Below are 19,258 nucleotides of genomic sequence, written 5' to 3'. Positions count from 1 at the left end.
TTTGAGGGCTTTTTTTATGAATACAAGCTCTTTTTTTGCTTTCCTCCTACTTCATATACTTTGCAATGAAACCAAACATTTTTGCCGCCGCATCATTCGCTACACTATCCGAAGGATAACCATGATACCCCCTGAATATATAAAAGATATGTGGTACCCCATACTTCGACAACGCACTATCCAACGCCTGTCCCTGATTCAGTCTTACCAGCGAATCCAGCGAACCATGCGCCAGGAAAGTAGGCGGACTCGCTGCAGATACATACCTGACCGAACTACTGGCTGCATATACTTCCGAATTCTCTGCAGGTGTGTAACCCGTTACCCACTTCAACATATCGGGTACCCCCACATATCCCTCCTCATAAAACCGCTTCATATCATATGGCCCCCATGTACTCACCACACACCTGATATGCTTCTTTTCATTGTGCTTATATGCAATCAATGTCGCCAATTGCCCACCAGCACTTGCCCCTATCAATGCCGAAGACGGTGATACCAGCAAAGAGTCCGCATGTGCATATAAATACGACATCGCCGCGGTTACATCCTCTTCTGCTGCCGGAAACCTGTTCCTGCCATCTATAACAATCCTGTAATTGATATTCGCAAACGCATATCCCGGTGCAAAATCCGGGTTCTTTACCAGGTTCTCACAAGCCACCGTAAAGTCACTTTTATCCCCGCCAGCCCAGCCACCACCATGTACAAAAACCATCAAACGCGTGTTCTTTACCGACCTGCCCGCCGGCAGATAAATGTCGATAGTCTGAAGAGCATCATCTCCATAATGCTGATTGAGTAAAACTACTTCCTTCGGGGCTGGAGGATTCACTGCCAGCACAGTATCTACGGGCCTCGCCTGGGACATGGTTCCTTCTCTGCATGCAGGTAACAAATACACAAGAATGACGCATGATAACACCCTCTTCGGATTGAGAAACATCATATATAGACTTATAATTACTGTAACTTCCGGTTTAAAAACCGGTAATATGAAATATACCCTCTTACGCTGCTTTCTCTATTGCATAATGGCGATTTCAGTAGCATCCGCATCCTTTGCCCAGGCACCGCTCGCAAATGTGGAAGGCCATACCAATGCGATCATCGGTAAGCTGACTAAGTCCCTCTCGCTAAAAGAAGATCAACAGGCAAAACTGAAAGGTTATATCTCTGAATTCATTACTCAGCGGAATACTGTTGTCGCTGAAACAGCAGCCAACCCCAAAGCCTACGATGCTAAGATCAAAAGCATGCACAACGGCTTCTACAAAAAAATAAAGAACGCCCTCACGGCAGAACAATACGATCTTTTTTTACAGCAAAAACCCACGGAAAACGATCCGACCAATGTATTGTCTCAATTGTATTACTAATAACAAAAAGCCCTGCAGGATGTTCCCGCAGGGCTGTATTAATTTTTGTTAATTGCTTGTTATGCTCCCCAGGCCTTTCTCAGGAACCGTAGCCAGTTTCCATGCATAATGTTTGCTACATCCTCATCCGAATAACCTCTCTTTTTAAATAATGCGGGCAGCTTCTGCACATCTGCAATGGTCTCCAGGTCATAAGGAGACTGCTCTTTACCAAATGCACCATCCAGGTCAGAACCTATACCCACATGCAGGGCATTGCCGGCCAGCTGACAGATATAATCCATATGATCTACCACTTTGTCGAGGTTACAATCCATACCCTTCGGATCAGATACACCCCTTACCCATCCCGGTACTATCATCCATGCATCCATAGCACCACCAATTACAGCCCCTCTTTTCACCAGTTCAAGTATCATCTCATCAGAAAACTGACGGTTGTGATTCACCAGTTTACGTACATTGTTATGGCTGGCCCATACATGCCCGTTGAAGTGCTCCATGGCTTCCCAAAAGCTATCATCACACAGGTGCGTGGCATCGAGAATAATGTTCAGGCGCTCCATTTCTTTCAGCAACGCCCGCCCTTTTTCCCCCATATACCCCGTAGCATCTGTACCCTGTGCATATCGGCCGGGACCATAATGTGCAGGCCCTACCGCGCGCAGGCCATTGTCATACGCCCTTTGCAGGTAAGACAGATCTACGATAGAATCGGCACCTTCCAGGCTTAAAATGTAACCAATTGACTTGTTGTCTGTCGGCTGTCCATCATTCCAGTAGACAAGATGCTTATCCAGCGAAGCCAGGTCGGTAATCGGCGTCAGTTCTCCTGTCGCCTCCATTGCCTTGTACCAGGCCAGCTGTCCCTGTGTCTGTGCCCATGCCTGCTCCGGTGAAAACCAGCCAGGCAGCGGATTGTCAGGCGCCACAAAACGGGCAATCTGCGTACCTACTACCAATCCTATATTTCCCTTGCGCAACTCAGGAAAGGATACGACACCTTTGGCGCGGTCTGGTTTATCTGTGAGCCCTTCCTCCCTCTTCCTGATGTCAGTGACAGGCAGGCGGAGATTGCGGTTCCACTCCATCGCGTTCATGCTGAGATCCAGATGCGCGTCTATTGCAAACATGCTTATAATAGTTTTAGATCGTGATATAGCTTGACAATCATCTCTCAACTAAAACGGGCTTATTTAAGCGGCATCACTACAATCGTTTTAGGTTCAGATCATGATCTTCCTGTCTCTTGCAACTACTTTCCATTGCGCAATACAGGTATTATTTTCTACAACTCCTACGCGTTCATACAATGCAACGGTAGGGCATATATGATAAGGTACACCATAGAACACAGTGCCTACAGGGTACTGCGTGGTATCTGCTACTTTCACCACCAGGTGTTCCTCACTTTGTGATACCGGCGAAGCTTCCGGTGCATTGAGAAATACAACTCTTGGCTGTGGATTTTCTGCTGCGACTGACTTATGTCCCAGGTCAAGACAAAGCCGTTCTCTGTCTATCACAGAGATCACCCTTGTAACCAATACCGCGGCATAGTCATATTGCTGATCCGGTAAGTGTTGCTGATATCCCCAGTCCCAGAAAATAAAAGTGCCGGGGCTACACTCCACGCCTTCTCTTGCCGCATGAATGGGAAATGTGGGCGAACCTCCTGCCACAATCCGTGGAGCAGGTAATCCACTGTCTGTAATAGCCTGTGCAAGCGCCTGTACAGGCACATACGCGGCATCACATTTCTCTTTCCGAAGCGCCAGGTCCACATCATGCAGGTGACCATCGTAAGCATGTAACCCTACGGGTAATATACCCGGTAAGTGTGCCAGTTCCTGGTACAGCGCCAGTGCGGGTGCACCAGGTACAATACCGGTTCTGTTCATGCCTACATTCAGATCGAGATATACAGGCAGCACTTTTTGCGCGGCAACAAATTGTGCGGCAATGGCTACTGCCGAAGCAGCGTTGTCTACCAGGCAACTGTATTTCGTATCCGGATATTGTTCTGTGAGCGCCAGCAGCCGGTCTATCTTTGGCCCTACAGGCTGATATGCGAGTAACACATCTTTTGCACCGGCCAGCCCCAGCATCTCTGCTTCGGCAATAGTGGCACATTTAAATTTGTGTATCCCCTCTTCGATCATCAATGCTGCCGCTTCAGTGATCTTGCTGGTTTTCACATGTGGACGCAGTCGCTGCACATCCTTCACAGAAGCTTTCACTGCAAGGATGTTGTCTCGCATACGCTCCGGATACACCAGCAATGCAGGTGAATCCACCGTGTTAATGTTGTGCAGTTCGTACCAGTTCATAGCTGATTATGCTAATTCAAATAATGCTTCAATTTCTACAGGAATATTATCAGGCAGCGATCCCATACCTACCGCACTACGCACACCGATACCATTTTCTTCTCCCCAGATCTTTGCAAACAATTCACTGGCACCATTGATCACATAAGGATGACGACCAAAATCAGGGGTACAGTTCACCATACCCAATACCTTGATCACACGCTTTACTTTGTCCAGGCTACCCAGGTTCGTCACGATGGTTGATAGCATGGTCAGGCCCACCTGCCTGGCAGCCAGCTTCCCTTTCTCTATATCCATATCCTCACCAATACGGCCTATGATCAGGCTTTTGTCGTCCTGTACGGGGCCGTGGCCGGAGAGATACAGGTATTTGCCATCGATCAGATATGGCTTGTAAACACCCAGCGGAGAAGGTGCCGGTGGTAATGTCAATCCTAATGCCTGGAAGTTTTCTGTTGCTGTCATAGTCACTGAAAAATTTCTATAGTTATTTATTCGGTTTCCTATTATAGAATCAATTCCCTTTTTTTATCCCTCGTACACTATAAACTTTTTGCAGCTGCTTAAAGTTGATAACGTTTCGTCGTCGCTCACTAATGTACAAATACACTTAAAATTAAACATCCTATCAGTCCCACCACACTCACAATCGTTTCCATCACTGACCAGGTCTTAAAAGTGTCCTTTACTGACAGATTGAAGTACTCTTTAAACAACCAGAACCCGCCATCGTTCACATGACTGAACATCAGGCTGCCAGCTCCTGTAGCCAGTACCATCAAACATGGATTGACTCCCAACGCGCCTACCAGTGGTCCCAGCATCGCCGCCGTCGTCAATCCTGCAATGGTAGCAGATCCTACCGCCACTCTCACCAACGCTGCCAGGCACCATGCCAGCAGCAGCGGATTCATGTTTGTACTCATCATTCCCTGCGCGATGATATCGCTCACCTTGCTATCCATCAGCATCTGTGTCAATGCGCCGGAACCACCAATGATCAGTATAATAGGAGACACATCCTTAATAGACTCATCCAGCGATTTCATCACCGCTTTCATATTCAGCCCCCGCCTCAACCCTAACAGGTAAATACCATTCAACACCGCCAGCAACATCACGATGATCGGGTCGCCCAGCCAGTCAGCCACCTTCAGTAACGGCCCTGTAGCTGTCAGTTTCACAATCGTTGTTCCGGCAAGTAAGATCACCGGCAGCAATGCTGCAATAATGCTTTCTGCCATACCCGGCAATTTTTCATCCGGTATGGGCGCTATATGAAACAGCGCAGCAGGCTCCTGTTTGTATCCCTTTAAAAAACGACTGAAAACCGGCCCTGCACAAACAATCGCAGGAATAGCCACGATCATTCCATACACGAGCGTCATCCCCATATTCGCACCAAAAGCCCCGACCAATGCTGTAGGCGATGGATGCGGCGGCAGGTAACCGTGTGTTACCGACAATGATGCCAGCATCGGTATGCCCAGGTATACTGCAGGCAATTTTGTGCGTGCCGCCACCGTAAAGATCAGCGGTACCATAAGCACAAAACCTATATTATAAAACAACGGAATGCCTACTATAAACCCGGTCAGCATCAGCGACCACTGAATATACTTCCGTCCAAACAAATGCATCAAACCATTTGCAATACGCTGCGCAGCACCACTCTCTGCCACCAGTTTTCCCAACATACTGCCAAATACAATGATGGTGACCAACCCGCCCAGCGTCTTACCGATACCCGTGGTAATAGATTGTGTAATTGTGTTAATATCCATCTTCAGGGCTAAGCCCATAAACAGACACACGACCAGGAAAGCGATGAATGTGTTAAGCCTGAACCCCGCCACCAGCAATACCAGCAGTAGGATCGACATTAGTACAATGAATAAAGCCATTGAAATTCTTTAGATGTTGGCGACTAAATTTTATCTGGTTACTCATACCTGAGTGCAATAATAGGGTCGAGCTTCGAAGCCTTTATAGCAGGGAATATCCCCGCCATCAAACCCACCCCCGCACATAAACTGATACCCATAAAGATCCAGAACCAGGGTATCACAAAACTTGTATGCAATAACAGTGATACCACATTGCCCACCAGCATGCCCAGCAGCACACCCAGGGCACCACCCAGTACACTGATGATGATTGATTCATATACAAACTGCCTGCGGATGACCTGTCGCGTAGCACCCAGGGCTTTGTTTACACCAATTTCACGGGTCCGCTCTGCAACAGATACAAGCATAATATTCGTCAGTCCGATAGCAGAACCGAACAGGGTAATCATTCCTATAATAGCAGCAGCAATGGTCACAAAACCAAGACTGCTGAACAACATCTCACCAATACTGTCACTCTTGCTGATATAAAAATTTTCATCTTCATTCACATGCAGCCGCCTGATAATGCGGAATAAGCCGGTAGCCTCTCCCACAGCGGCATCCATTCGGCTAATGTCCTTCACTGACACGCCTATATTATACGTCATCGTATTACCACCATATATTCTTCTTGTATTTGTCACAGTAGTAATAACCACTTTGTCCGCACTCATAAAACCACTGTTACCTTTAGGCTCCAGCAATCCAATTACCCTGTAGCGTACATTACCTACACGGATGTTACTATTGATCACATTCTTCATCGCATCTCCATACAACTTCTTTGCTACATCTGTTCCCAGTATAGCCACATTCCGTCCCGTTTCCATATCCAGCTGGTTAAAGTTCCGGCCCTCTTTCAATTGATAGTTGGAAAACTCCAGGTAATGCTCATCTCCGCCTAACACCCTTACATTCGGGTTCGTCTTGTTATCCCCCATATATACAGTAGCAGCCCCACTCGCCGTTACAGACACACTCACAGTGGCAGGGAACGAAAACCGCCGGCTGAAATCCCTGGCTTCTTCCCAGGTAATGGGAATATTGCTGTTCGACGTCTTTACCTTCTTTTTGTTCTTATCACTCTTCTTCGCATCCGGCCCTCCTCCCATGAAAATGCGCAACGCCCTGTTCTGAATAGAGAAGCTGTTGGCACCCATGTTGGCAAAACTCGAATAAATACTGTTTTTCATACTTTCAGTAGCTGTCAGGATGCCCACCAGGGCCATGATCCCAAAGGCGATAATAGCAATAGTAAGCCCGGCGCGTAATCTATTCGCGCTAACAGACCGATAAGCGAGGGAAAATATGTCACGGAATTGCATGATTTAAAGATAATGAAAAACATTTTTCCGCTATTTTTATTCTATAAATGGCGAACCCTCCCACCATAAAAGAAATAGCTGCCATACTGAAGCTGGCAAAATCTACCGTTTCAAGGGCTTTGCACGACCATCCCAGTATCGGGCTGCGCACCCGGATGAAGGTACAGGAGCTGGCACGTGCACTTAATTACGAACCGAACCAGACTGCCATTCATTTTCAGCAAAAAAAGACATTTACAATCGGGATTGTGTTGCCGGAACTTTCGGAGGCCTTTTTCTCCGCCGCAATCAGCGGGATTGAAGATGCGGCAAATCAGCATAACTATATGGTACTGCTGGGGCAGTCGCATGATGATGCTGCCAGGGAAAAGAAGATTGTGGAAATTATGAAGAATCACCGGGTAGATGGGCTGATAGTTTCGCTGGCAAAAAATACCGGGGATTATGCACACTTCGAGGCACTGAAGAAATTCAATATTCCGGTGGTATTCTTCGACCGGATTCCTGATAAAACAGACATTCATTATGTAGCCTGTAATATGGAGTCAGGTACCATGCAGGCAGTCACGCTGCTACTGGAAAAAGGCCACCGTGTAATAGGTATGATCAATGGTCCGCAGCAGCTGGTGGCAACCCCGCAGCGGGCCAACGGTTTTAAACAGGCATTACTGAAAAAGCGGCTGAAATTTGATGCAAGTCTGATCGTGCATTCCGATCTTACAAAAGCAGGAACGAGGGCCGCCATGCAACAGTTATTGTCAAATAAAAGAAAGGTAACTGCCATTGTTACTTTCAATGATTATGTGGCGCAGGATGCCGTGCAGTATGCATTGGAGCAGGGGATTGCCGTAAATAAAGCACTGACGTTTGTGAGTTATGCAAATCTGCCGTTGAGCAGTTACATGGCATTTCCACCAATTGCTTCTGTAGAGCAGTATCCATATGAACAGGGTTTCAAAGCGACTGAAATATTGTTGTCTTTGTTATCCCAAAAAGAGGAGCAGGATTTCCAACACATCGTTATCGACTCCCGCTTAGTTATAAGATAACAGGACTTCCAACGCATCACTATCGACTCCCGCCCATTTATAAGATAACAGGAATTCCGACACATTATTATCGATTCCCCCTCAGTAATAACATAACAGGCCCCCTAACACATCACTACTAATTCCCGCTCAGAATCACCCGCCTTCCTACATTATCCGCCAGCCACAGTCCCCGCCCCCGCAGTTTGCCCCCCGCCCAAAAATCACGCAACCGTTTGCGCAATTTTTCTATCGATCTTTCCCTTAAGTTTGAAATATCACCAACATTTTATCAATCAAAAACAACATGCACGCTTCGATACTGGCAGCTTATGGAATAGTCGCAGAGGAATGTATCATTCAGCCTTTCGGCAGCGGACTTATCAACACCACGTGGAAAGTGATCCACAACGATCAGTCCTTTATTTTACAGCGCATCAATCACCAGGTTTTCAAACAACCGGAAGTGATCGCCGCCAATATCCGGTACATCGGCCAGTATCTCCGGCAGCATTCACCGGAATATTACTTTGTACAACCAGTCAACACACTCGATGGTAAAGGACTCGTGATCACAGCAGAAGGCGAATACTTCAGGCTACAACCCTTCGTTCCCGACTCCCGCAGCTACGACGTCGCAGACGATGAACAACTGGCTTACGAAGCCGCCAGACAATTTGGACGATTCACCCGCTTACTGGCAGACATCGACACCAAAAAGATTGGCGATAGCCTGCCCGATTTCCACAACCTCACGTTGCGCTATCAACAATTTGAGGATGCGTTGAAAAACGGCAACAAAGAGAGGATCGCAGCATCAGAAGAACTGATCTTCAGAATCAGGCAATACGCCTACCTCACCGATACCTTCGAAGCCATCAGGCATAACCCTGCATTTAAAATCAGGGTCATGCACCACGATACCAAGATTAACAATGTACTCTTTGATAATAGCGGCAACGGCATTTGTGTGATCGACTTAGACACCGTTATGCCGGGATATTTCATCAGCGACTTCGGCGATATGATGAGAACGTACTTATCCCCCGCAAATGAGGAAGAAAAAGACTTCAGTAAGGTACATGCCCGGGCGTCCTTCTTTCAGGCAATTGTAAGCGGTTATTTAAGCGAATTGAGAGATGAATTAAGTCCTGATGAAATCCATCATCTTGTATACGCAGGTCAATTCATGGTCTACATGCAGGCCATCCGCTTCCTGGCAGACTATCTGAACAACGATATTTACTACGGCGCCAGATACGACACACACAACTCTGTGCGAGCCGGCAATCAGCTGGCTTTATTAGACAGTATCACGGCGCAGGAAGGAATCTTTTTTAAAGCGATCACTACACCAGATCGCGTCGTTTGAAAAGCAGCACCATTTGAAAACAAAAATGCCGGCATATAGCCGGCATTTTTTATAGTATGCTAGTTTCTTTTATACAAATTGTAACAGCAATCCAGGGAACACACCCAGCAGGATCACAATCGCAGCTGTCACCACCAGCAATGCCTTAAATCCGCCACTCATCTCTTCTACACCTGGCTCACCGGATTTGAAATACATCGCCATGATCACCCTGAAATAATAGTACACAGAGATCGCCGCACATACTACCGCAATGATCACCAGCCAGAACAGGTTACCTTCCTGTACCGCAGCTGTCAGTACATAATACTTGGCAAAGAAACCCGCCGTCAGCGGAATACCCGCCAGTGATAATAAACAGATGGTAGTAACCGCTGCTACCAGTGGCTCCTTCTTTGCCAGTCCGTTAAAACCATCAAACGTATAATCCTTCATCTTGATCAATACCGCGAAGATGCCGATAGTCGCAACAGAATAAGCCGCTGCATACAGGATAATACCTTTCGCCGCAAAATCACTGAAAGCAATGACAGACAACAGCATGAAACCTGCCTGCGCAATACTTGAATAAGCCAGCATACGTTTTACACTCTGCTGGAATACCGCTGTAAAGTTACCGATGATCAGCGTAGCAGCTGTCACCAGTGCCAGCAGCAACTGCCAGTCCTTACTGATAGCACCTGTAAACGCTCCGTGGAACAAACGGATAAATGCGATGAAACTACCCGCCTTTACCACCGTTGCCATAAAAGAAGTGAATACAGAAGGTGCCCCATCATACACATCCGGTGTCCAGAAGTGGAAAGGAGCAGCAGATACTTTAAAGGAAAGTGCAAATGCAATCAGGATCACACCACACAGTGCCAGTGGACTCACCGCACCGTCACCAATTCCCAGTTCACTGATCAGGAAAGAACCAGATGCACCGTAAATCAGGGTAATACCCATCAGCAAAATACCAGTAGAGAAAGACCCCATCAGGAAGTACTTCAGCGAAGCTTCACTACTCTTGGGACTCTTCTTATCACTACCAGCCAGGATATACTGAGGAATAGAAATAATCTCTATCGCCAGGAAAAGCATTAATAAACTGCTGAACGAAGATGCCAGCGTAATACCCGACAGAATGAAAAATACCAGCGCAAAGTAATCAGACACATGTTCCCCTACTTTTTCAAATGCACTGCCTGACAACATAAAGTACAACAACGTAGCTCCAAAAGCTACCGCATTGAACAGTATACTGAAGCTACTCACAGTGATCATACCATACAGAGTGCGGCTTTCCCCCTGTAAAGTGGACAATTCAGCCAGGTTCGCTGCAAAGCAAATCAGCAACGCCACAATGGCAACAAATTTAATGGACTGCTTATTTTTCACGAAAAGCCCCGCAAACATCATCAAAACGCCCGATAAAGCAGTAGATATTAATGCATTCATATTCCTGTGTTACGAAAGAACAACTTTTTAATAAACCTTGTTAACCAATTCAGTAGTGCTCTGAACCAACTCCAGCATAGGCTTTGGATATACACCCAATACCAGGATGATCGCCACGATCACACTCAACGCCAGCATTTCATTGCCGCGCAGGTCAGTAGTAGTCTCGGTCAGCTGATTCGGCTGTCCGAAAATCACTTTCTGCACCATGTTCAGCGTATATACCGCACCCAGGATCACTCCCAGACCAGCTACCGCCATAAACCATGGATTATACTGATACAAGCCGCTGAACATCAGGAACTCCCCGATGAAACCATTGGTCAGTGGCAAAGCAATATTCGCAAAACTGATAATCACCAGGAAGGTAGCCATACGTGGCGCATAAGCCGCGATACCACCCAGATCGTTCAGTGATTTCACCTTCAGGCGATCCTGGATAATCTCAACGATGATCCACAAACCGATGATGTTGATACCGTGGTTGAAGAACTGCACCAGCACACCCTGTAAGCTCTGCTCATTGTTCGCAAAGATCGCAGCACTCATCAACCCGATGTGAGCGATGGAAGAATAAGCGATCAGGCGTTTGAAATCAGATTGTACAATAGCAATGCAGGAAGCATATACAATACCGATGATAGATAATACAATCGCAACATCAGACCATACATAAGCACCTTGTGGTAATACAGGCAGTAACCAGCGGATCACACCAAACAGACCCATTTTCACCATGATACCTGACAGTACCATTGTTACCGGGGTCGGAGATTGCTCGTAAGTATCCGGCTGCCAGGTGTGGAAAGGGAAGATCGGCATCTTGATGGCAAAAGCAACAAAGAACAGCCAGAAAAGGCAGGACTGAGTTTCCTTTGGCAACGCCGCTGTAGTGAAACTTGCATAACTGAAAGAGTGTTCAGGCGTTTGCAGATAGATATAGATTATACCAATCAGCATGAGCAGTGAACCCGCAAAAGTGTATACAAAGAATTTAAAGGTAACAGGGATTCTTTTTTCTCCTCCCCACAGTGAGCAGAGGAAATATACAGGAATCAGCGCCAGTTCCCAGAAGAAGTAGAACAACATCGCATCATAGGCTGCAAATACACCCATGAGACCTGCCTGCGACAACAGCATCAGTGCATAGAAGCTGTTCGCACGGTCATACTCCCTTTTATTAATTACAATAAAGATCAGTACAAATGAAATGGAAGTGAGCAGGCTAAGCATCATGCCCATACCGTCTAACCCAACACTAAACGTAGCGCCCAGTTGTGGAATCCAGTTGCAGCTGTGGCTGAGGGTCTCAGGTGCGGTCCTGAACTGGAACAGCGCAGCAATCGTGACTGCCAGCGATGCCAGAGATGATATCAAACCCACCGTCTTAGGGCCTGATCCCTTCAGGCCAAACGTAAGAAGGCCCGCCACCAAAGGAATCAAAATGAGTAATACTGTCAACATAACTTTATCTAAACTTGTCCTTTTTGAATGATGATGCAGGTAATTATTATCGTACCAGGAAGCCTATTACGAATAACAATACCATCCCTATAACCATGGCAAATATGTAAAAACCTACCTGCCCGCTCTGAAGCAATCTTACCTGTTGACTACCCCACTGAACACCACGGCCTACACCGTTCACCAGCCTGTCAATACCAGAACGCTCAATCGCCTCTTCAAAGAAACGGCTCAGCATACCAAGGGGCTTTACTATGATAGCATCGTAAATTTCGTCTACATACCATTTGTTCTCCAGCACTTTCGCAAGCCCCGTACGCGGCTCACCATTGTCGGCAAAGTTGCGGTACCAGCTGCGTGCCAGGAAAATAGTGATGATCACCAGCACAGAGCTCAGTCCCATCAGCAACCATTCGGTACTGTGTGCCAGCTCATGAGGTTCTACCTTCTCTGCAGAAGCAGCGAAAATAGGATGCAGGTAATGTTCTAACAGGTTAGGTGCACCAAATACTGCTGGTAAACCTACATAACCACCAATCACAGACAGGATAGCCAGCACAATCAGCGGGAACGTAATAGCGCCCGGACTTTCATGCAGGTGATGCTCCTGTTCGTGTGTACCGCGGAACTGACCACAGAATGTGATATAGTACAGGCGGAACATATAGAACGCCGTCATCAATGCTGTCAGCAAGCCTACTACATACAGCAGTTTGTTGGCAGCAAAGGTGTGGGATAAAATTTCATCTTTAGAGAAGAAGCCGGACAAACCAGGGATACCGGATATAGCCAGACATCCGATCAGGAAGGTAGCATTCGTGATAGGCATATACTTTTTCAGACCGCCCATCTTACGAATATCCTGCTCCCCACCCATCGCGTGAATCACTGAACCTGAACCAAGGAACAACAGCGCCTTGAAGAAAGCGTGTGTCATTACGTGGAATACCGCAGTCGTATAAGCACCTACACCCAGGGCAAGGAACATATAGCCTAACTGAGATACGGTAGAGTAAGCCAGCACTTTCTTGATATCATCCTGCTTCAGCGCAATAGAAGCTGCCAGCACGGCTGTAACCAGACCAATGATAGCTACTACGTTCTGCACACATGGAGCCAGTGTATAAAGAATATTGCTACGGGCAATCATATAGATACCCGCTGTTACCATCGTAGCAGCGTGGATCAGGGCAGAAACCGGCGTAGGACCCGCCATCGCATCAGGCAACCAGGTATACAAAGGCACCTGTGCTGATTTACCCATGGCACCTACAAAGAAGAGCATGGCGATCGCAGCAAGGGTACCATCCCCCTTTGCTACACCAGCGATCTGAGGTAATACCTCGGAATAATTCACACTACCAAAATGTACGATCATCAGGAACATACCCAGCAGGAAACCAAGGTCCCCGATGCGGTTCATGACAAAAGCTTTCTTGGCAGCGTTGTTGTAGTTGGTATTCTTATACCAGAAGCCGATCAGGAGGTAAGAACAAAGTCCTACACCTTCCCAGCCTATAAACATCATCACGTAGTTAGCTCCTAAAACAAGGATTAACATAGAGAACACGAACAGGTTCAGGTACGCGAAATAACGCGCAAACCCTTCGCTGGTCTCATCGTGCATGTAAGAAGTAGAGTAAATATGAATCAGCGAGCCTACGCCTGTAATGATCAGGAGGAACAGTGAACTTAACTGATCTACCTGAAAGGCAAATGGAATATGCAGGCTGCCTGCAGAAATGAAGTCAAACAGTTGTACGGTTACCGCCTGAAAACCCGGGGTACGTACTTCCAGGAACATCCCCAAACTAATCACAAAAGCCGCCAGTATAGCCCCGCTCCCAACGATACCTGCCAGTGATTTGGAGAGGTATCTTCTTCCCAATCCATTCACCAGAAATCCTAATAGTGGTAATAATGGTACCAGCCAAACTAGATTAATCATCTATCAAATACGAATTACGATTACAAATTACGGTTTGCCTTATGGTTAATTCTTCAGACGGTTCATGATATTCACATCTACTGACTGTGAATTTCTGTATACCATAACGATGATGGCCAGACCTACTGCTACTTCAGCTGCCGCCACGACCATGATGAAAAACACAAAGATCTGGGCCCCGGCCGCGTCTACTCTCCCCGCATCTGCCCACATTTTAGAAAACGCCACTAACAAAAGGTTCACAGCATTCAGCATCAACTCTACACACATGAAGATGATAATGGCATTTCTGCGCATCAATACACCCATCACTCCAATACAAAAGAGCGCAATGCTTAAAAAGATATAATATTGAACCGGCATAAAAATGAATTACAGATTACGATTAATGTTCTTTCTTACCAATCACGACCGCACCAACCATGGCGCTCAAAAACAGGATGCTGCTCACTTCGAAAGGAACAACATAAGTTTTGAATAAAGTCTGACCAAGATTAGCGATCAGGCCAATATTGTTAGATTCCGGTGTTAATGAAGGCAGGCTCGCTTCACGCAGCGCCGCCAGCAGTACTACCAGCAGAGCACCTCCACTGATCGCCCCTGCATACTTGAGCCAGTTCCGCTTTTGCGGTTCCCCCTCAGCATTCAGGTTCATCAGCATGATCACGAACAGGAACAATACCATGATCGCACCTGCATAAACAATGATGTGCACCACCGCCAGGAACTGAGCATTCAGCATCACGTAATGGCCGGCTATGGTAAAAAATGTAAGGATCAGGCAAAGGACACTTGTAACGGGGCTTTTACTAAACACCACGCCCAGCGCAGTGATCAGTGAAATGATAGAGAGAACCCCGAAAACGACTTGTTGTAAATTCATTCCCATTGCTATATTGTCTGATTGTTGTGTTTGGAATTATGCATTTTTCTGCTCTCCTGGCAATGGAATCAACAGATCCTGCTTACCATAGATGAAACCTTCACGTTTGTAATGAGCAGGTGCGAATGTTTCAGAGAGATAAATCGCATCCTTAGGACAAGCTTCTTCACAAAAACCACAGAAGATGCAACGGAGCATGTTAATCTCATAACGTGCAGCATACTTTTCTTCCCGGTACAGGTGCTCTTCACCCGGCTTCCTTTCAGCAGCTTCCATCGTGATCGCCTCTGCAGGACAAGCCACCGCACACAGACCACAAGCCGTACAATTCTCACGTCCTTCCTTATCCCTGTTCAAAATGTGCAGACCACGGAATACCGGGCTGAACTCACGTTTTTCTTCAGGATAACTTACTGTTGGTTTCTTCTGGAATATATGCTTGAAAGTGATCACCATCCCTTTCCCAATAGCCGGCAGATACAACTTCTCCAGGAAATTCATTGGCCTGCGATCTACCGGTTTTGCCCTGTTTGTTAAAGTTTGCATGATTAATAATGCGATTAAATAAGTTTACAATTTCTTTCTGTTAATGTTGATGCCACAAAATCCAGCCACCTGTGATCAGCATGTTCAACAACGCAATCGGGATCAGGTAGTTCCAACCCAAACGCATTAACTGATCGTAACGGAAGCGCGGGATCGTCCAGCGTACCCACATAAAGAAGAAAATGAAGCAGATAGTTTTTATAAACAGCACCAGTGTACCCAGTAAAGTCAGCAGGTTTGGCGACAAATGCAGACTATCCAGTCCCCAGAAGTGGTATCCACCAAAGTACAGCGTAGACATCAGCGCAGAGCTGATAAACATATTGATGTACTCAGCAAACAGGAAGAAACCCAGTTTCATGGAAGAATATTCCAGGTGATAACCACCATTCAGTTCATTCTCTGCTTCTGCCAGGTCAAATGGAGAACGGTTCGTTTCAGCAAAAGAACAGATCAGGAAAATGATAAAGCCCAGTGGCTGTAAGAATACGTTCCAGATACCACTGTGACGCTGTTGCTCTACGATCTCTTTCAGACTCAGGGTGCCGCTTACCATCAGCAGTGCAATCAGTGCCATACCCATCGCCAGCTCGTAGCTGATGATCTGTGAAGCCGCACGGATAGATGATAAGAGAGAAAATTTATTGTTGGAAGACCAGCCGCCCAGCATAATGCCGTAAACGCCTAAGCTCACCACACCGAAAATGTAAAGAATACCAATGTTCACGTCAGCAACCTGCAGGGATACGGTATGACCGGCAATGGTCAGGGTATCGCCCCAGGGAATAACTGCACTGGTCATACAGGCTACTGTCATAGCCAGTGATGGACCTAAAATGAAGAGGAAACGATTGGAAGATCCTGGAATGATCTCTTCCTTGAAGAAGAGTTTACCACCATCTGCCAGCGGCTGGAGCAATCCTAACGGACCCGCTCTGTTTGGACCAAGCCTGTCCTGCATAATACCCGCTACCTTTCTTTCGCCCCATGTGGAATACATGGCCACGACCAGAGATATTACCAATACACCGGATATCAGTAATATCTTCTCAAGAATGAAAAACCAGTCTACTTGCATCAAATACGAGTTATAAAAGTTACTTACTTGTTAAAATCATCAGAGTGTGCAGGCCCATCGATCTGCGACAGATCAATATTCGGACGGTTTACCTGGCTAATGCTGTGAATATCCATCAGCAGTTTGGGCTGACGGCCATCCAGTACTTCTACCAGGGTATCCTTCGGCTTGTTGACACCTACATAATGGTTAGCAGAAATGACACTCTGGCGCTCAATCTTACGTGGACCTTCGATCACCCAATCCTTCGCTTCCTTCTTGTCAAAGCGACAGGTATCGCAGATGAAGTCTTCTACTTCTCCATATTTATCTTTACGTGCAGTTACGCGGAATACTTCGTCACCACGCATCCAGAGCACCGTTTTACCACAGCACTTAGGGTTGTCGCAGTCACGGTGTGCATTTACGGGTTTCAGGAACCATACACGGTTCTTGAAACGGAATGTTTTATCGGTCAGGGCACCTACAGGACATACGTCAATCACGTTTCCGATGAAGGGGCTGCTTAAGTTCTTGCTCAGGTAAGTGCTGATTTCAGCATGCTCACCACGACCCAGTACACCATGTTCACGGTTGCCAGCTACCTGGTCGGCAGTGAATACACAACGGTAACAAAGGATACAGCGGGTCATATGTAACTGGATCTTATCACCCAGATCTACTTTATCAAAAGTACGGCGTTTGAATTCGTAACGGGTACCTTCAGCACCATGCTCATAACCCAGGTCCTGCAGGTGACACTCACCCGCCTGATCACATACCGGGCAATCCAGCGGATGATTCAGCAACAGGAATTCCACCACACCCTTACGTGCTTCCAGCACTTCAGGAGAAGTGATGTTGGCTACTTCCATCCCATCCATTACAGTAGTACGGCAGGAGGCCACCAGCTTTGGCATAGGACGCGGGTCTGCTTCAGAACCCTTGGATACTTTTACCAGACACGTACGGCATTTACCACCACTACCCTGCAGTTTGGAATAGTAGCACATTGCAGGCGGCACTATATCTCCTCCTATCTGACGGGCAGCATTCAGGATGGTAGTACCTGGTGCCACTTCCACAGTGATTCCGTCAATCTTGACTTTAAAGAGTTTCTGTTCTTCAGCCATTTTGTTCGCTTAAAAAAGGCGCTCGTTCTTTACACGAAACGTCGTGTTAGATATTGTTGATTCTTATACTGCTGCAGGTGCAGCGATTTCCAGCGGATCTGCATAGTGTGCAAGACCGAAATTGCGTTTTTGCGCTTCTTCAGGATGCAGCACATGCCATTCAAATTCATCGCGGAAGTGACGGATAGCCGCAGCTACCGGCCAGGCAGCAGCATCCCCCAGCGGGCAGATGGTGTTACCTTCAATCTTACGCTGAATATCCCACAGCAGGTCGATATCGCTCATCTTTCCTTTACCGTTCTCGATGTTCTTGAGCACACGCTCCATCCATCCGGTACCCTCACGGCATGGGCTACATTGTCCGCAGCTTTCGTGGTGGTAGAAACGGGCAAAGGTCAGGGTGTTCTTCACAATACACTGGTCTTCGTCCAGTACAATGAAACCACCTGAACCCAGCATGGTACCGGTAGCAAAACCACCGTCAGCCAGGCTTTCGTAAGTCATCATGCGTGGTTCTCCTTTTGCCGTTTTCAGCAACAGGTTAGCAGGCAGGATAGGTACGGAACTACCGCCCGGAATACACGCCTTCAGGCGCTTTCCATTCGCGATACCACCGCAATATTCATCAGAGTAGATAAATTCTTCAACTGAAATGTTCATCTCGATTTCATACACCCCTGGTTTGTTGATATTACCACAGGCAGAAATGAGCTTGGTACCGGTAGATTTACCAGTGCCATACTTAGCGTATTCTTCACCACCAATACGAAGGATCGGTACTACGGTAGCCAGTGTTTCCACATTGTTCACCACAGTAGGACAATCGTATAAACCTTTCACCGCCGGGAATGGAGGCTTGATACGTGGATTACCACGCTTACCTTCCAGGCTTTCGATCAGGGCAGTTTCCTCCCCGCAGATGTAAGCACCTGCACCACGCTGTACATATATTTCAAGATCAAAACCGCTGCCCTGGATATTCTTACCCAGCCAGCCGTTCTTCTTTGCATCAGCAATTGCTTCTTCGAGGATATCAGGGATCCATGCGTATTCACCACGAATGTAGATGTAGCAGGTATTCGCACCCAGGGTATAGCTGGAAATGATCAGACCTTCGATCAACAGGTGAGGAAGGAATTCCATCAGGTAACGGTCTTTGAAAGTACCTGGCTCAGATTCATCGGCATTACATACCAGGTAGCGGGGTACGCCTTCTGGTTTTGCGATAAAGCTCCATTTCATACCGGTAGGGAAACCAGCACCACCACGGCCTCTCAGACCGCTTTTCTTCACTTCATCCAGCACCTGGTCAGGAGTCATGCTCTTCAATGCTTTCTCCGCCGATCCGTAGCCGCCGTTAGCCCGGTATACATCATAATACCGGATGTTTTCTATATGTGCTTTGTCAAAAAGTAGTTTGCGTCCCATCTTACTGTTATAGTTTGTAGATTGGCT

The 19,258-nt window shown here is 46.9% G+C and carries 18 protein-coding genes; 3 read left to right on the top strand and 15 right to left on the bottom strand.

What is annotated here, in order from left to right; genetic code table 11:
* Nucleotides 1-46: 46 nt before the first annotated feature.
* A complete protein-coding gene (locus ABDW33_RS02270) occupies nt 47-874 on the bottom strand; it encodes an alpha/beta hydrolase (RefSeq protein WP_343688446.1) in 828 nt (275 codons plus the stop codon).
* A 124-nt stretch (nt 875-998) separates the two neighbouring features.
* On the opposite strand from ABDW33_RS02270, the gene ABDW33_RS02265 reads away from it, so the two are divergent.
* Nucleotides 999-1,382 (top strand): hypothetical protein, encoded by a 384-nt coding sequence (locus tag ABDW33_RS02265; protein ID WP_343688445.1) that lies wholly within the window; start codon nt 999-1,001, stop codon nt 1,380-1,382.
* Between the two features lie 59 nt (nt 1,383-1,441).
* On the opposite strand, the gene ABDW33_RS02260 is transcribed toward ABDW33_RS02265, so the two are convergent.
* From ABDW33_RS02260 to ABDW33_RS02240, 5 genes are all read right to left on the bottom strand, one after another.
* A complete protein-coding gene (locus ABDW33_RS02260) occupies nt 1,442-2,515 on the bottom strand; it encodes a membrane dipeptidase (protein ID WP_343688444.1) in 1,074 nt (357 codons plus the stop codon).
* A 93-nt stretch (nt 2,516-2,608) separates the two neighbouring features.
* On the bottom strand, nt 2,609-3,712 hold the full coding sequence (locus tag ABDW33_RS02255) for a D-TA family PLP-dependent enzyme (RefSeq protein WP_343688443.1): 1,104 nt from the start codon (nt 3,710-3,712) through the stop codon (nt 2,609-2,611).
* 6 nt (nt 3,713-3,718) lie between these two features.
* A complete protein-coding gene (locus ABDW33_RS02250) occupies nt 3,719-4,180 on the bottom strand; it encodes a RidA family protein (protein ID WP_343688442.1) in 462 nt (153 codons plus the stop codon).
* Nucleotides 4,181-4,308: 128 nt separating this feature from the next.
* Nucleotides 4,309-5,619, bottom strand: a complete 1,311-nt coding sequence (locus tag ABDW33_RS02245) for a gluconate:H+ symporter (RefSeq protein ID WP_343688441.1) — start codon at nt 5,617-5,619, stop codon at nt 4,309-4,311.
* 38 nt (nt 5,620-5,657) lie between these two features.
* Nucleotides 5,658-6,932 carry an ABC transporter permease gene (locus ABDW33_RS02240; RefSeq protein ID WP_343688440.1) on the bottom strand — a complete coding sequence of 425 codons (1,275 nt, stop codon included), beginning with the start codon at nt 6,930-6,932 and terminating at the stop codon, nt 5,658-5,660.
* A 47-nt stretch (nt 6,933-6,979) separates the two neighbouring features.
* Between ABDW33_RS02240 and ABDW33_RS02235 the strand changes: the two genes are divergently transcribed.
* Together ABDW33_RS02235 and ABDW33_RS02230 are read left to right on the top strand one after the other, a co-directional pair.
* Complete coding sequence (locus ABDW33_RS02235; RefSeq protein ID WP_343688439.1) at nt 6,980-7,981, top strand: LacI family DNA-binding transcriptional regulator; 1,002 nt, start codon at nt 6,980-6,982, stop codon at nt 7,979-7,981.
* Nucleotides 7,982-8,267: 286 nt separating this feature from the next.
* Nucleotides 8,268-9,332 (top strand): aminoglycoside phosphotransferase family protein, encoded by a 1,065-nt coding sequence (locus ABDW33_RS02230; RefSeq protein ID WP_343688438.1) that lies wholly within the window; start codon nt 8,268-8,270, stop codon nt 9,330-9,332.
* Nucleotides 9,333-9,401: 69 nt separating this feature from the next.
* On the opposite strand, the gene ABDW33_RS02225 is transcribed toward ABDW33_RS02230, so the two are convergent.
* The 9 genes from ABDW33_RS02225 to nuoF all read right to left on the bottom strand — a co-directional run bounded on the left by ABDW33_RS02225 (nt 9,402) and on the right by nuoF (nt 19,231).
* Nucleotides 9,402-10,772 carry an NADH-quinone oxidoreductase subunit N gene (locus ABDW33_RS02225; protein ID WP_343688437.1) on the bottom strand — a complete coding sequence of 457 codons (1,371 nt, stop codon included), beginning with the start codon at nt 10,770-10,772 and terminating at the stop codon, nt 9,402-9,404.
* 27 nt (nt 10,773-10,799) lie between these two features.
* Nucleotides 10,800-12,236 carry an NADH-quinone oxidoreductase subunit M gene (locus tag ABDW33_RS02220; protein WP_343688436.1) on the bottom strand — a complete coding sequence of 479 codons (1,437 nt, stop codon included), beginning with the start codon at nt 12,234-12,236 and terminating at the stop codon, nt 10,800-10,802.
* A gap of 46 nt (nt 12,237-12,282) precedes the next feature.
* On the bottom strand, nt 12,283-14,184 hold the full coding sequence (gene nuoL / locus ABDW33_RS02215) for an NADH-quinone oxidoreductase subunit L (RefSeq protein ID WP_343688435.1): 1,902 nt from the start codon (nt 14,182-14,184) through the stop codon (nt 12,283-12,285).
* A gap of 45 nt (nt 14,185-14,229) precedes the next feature.
* Nucleotides 14,230-14,547, bottom strand: a complete 318-nt coding sequence (nuoK, locus tag ABDW33_RS02210) for an NADH-quinone oxidoreductase subunit NuoK (protein ID WP_116853914.1) — start codon at nt 14,545-14,547, stop codon at nt 14,230-14,232.
* A gap of 22 nt (nt 14,548-14,569) precedes the next feature.
* Nucleotides 14,570-15,067 (bottom strand): NADH-quinone oxidoreductase subunit J, encoded by a 498-nt coding sequence (locus tag ABDW33_RS02205; RefSeq protein WP_146965376.1) that lies wholly within the window; start codon nt 15,065-15,067, stop codon nt 14,570-14,572.
* Nucleotides 15,068-15,103: 36 nt separating this feature from the next.
* Nucleotides 15,104-15,613 carry an NADH-quinone oxidoreductase subunit NuoI gene (gene nuoI / locus ABDW33_RS02200; protein ID WP_343688434.1) on the bottom strand — a complete coding sequence of 170 codons (510 nt, stop codon included), beginning with the start codon at nt 15,611-15,613 and terminating at the stop codon, nt 15,104-15,106.
* A gap of 40 nt (nt 15,614-15,653) precedes the next feature.
* On the bottom strand, nt 15,654-16,691 hold the full coding sequence (gene nuoH / locus ABDW33_RS02195; protein WP_343688433.1) for an NADH-quinone oxidoreductase subunit NuoH: 1,038 nt from the start codon (nt 16,689-16,691) through the stop codon (nt 15,654-15,656).
* Between the two features lie 23 nt (nt 16,692-16,714).
* Nucleotides 16,715-17,803, bottom strand: a complete 1,089-nt coding sequence (locus tag ABDW33_RS02190) for a 2Fe-2S iron-sulfur cluster-binding protein (RefSeq protein WP_343688432.1) — start codon at nt 17,801-17,803, stop codon at nt 16,715-16,717.
* 63 nt (nt 17,804-17,866) lie between these two features.
* Nucleotides 17,867-19,231, bottom strand: coding sequence for an NADH-quinone oxidoreductase subunit NuoF (gene nuoF, locus ABDW33_RS02185; protein WP_343688431.1), 1,365 nt, complete (start codon nt 19,229-19,231; stop codon nt 17,867-17,869).
* Nucleotides 19,232-19,258 lie beyond the last annotated feature (27 nt).

This window comes from Chitinophaga sp., assembly GCF_039596155.1.
Classification (GTDB): domain Bacteria; phylum Bacteroidota; class Bacteroidia; order Chitinophagales; family Chitinophagaceae; genus Chitinophaga.
The sequence above is the reverse complement of the archived record's forward strand: the minus strand, read 5'-3'. Positions and strand labels throughout refer to the sequence as shown.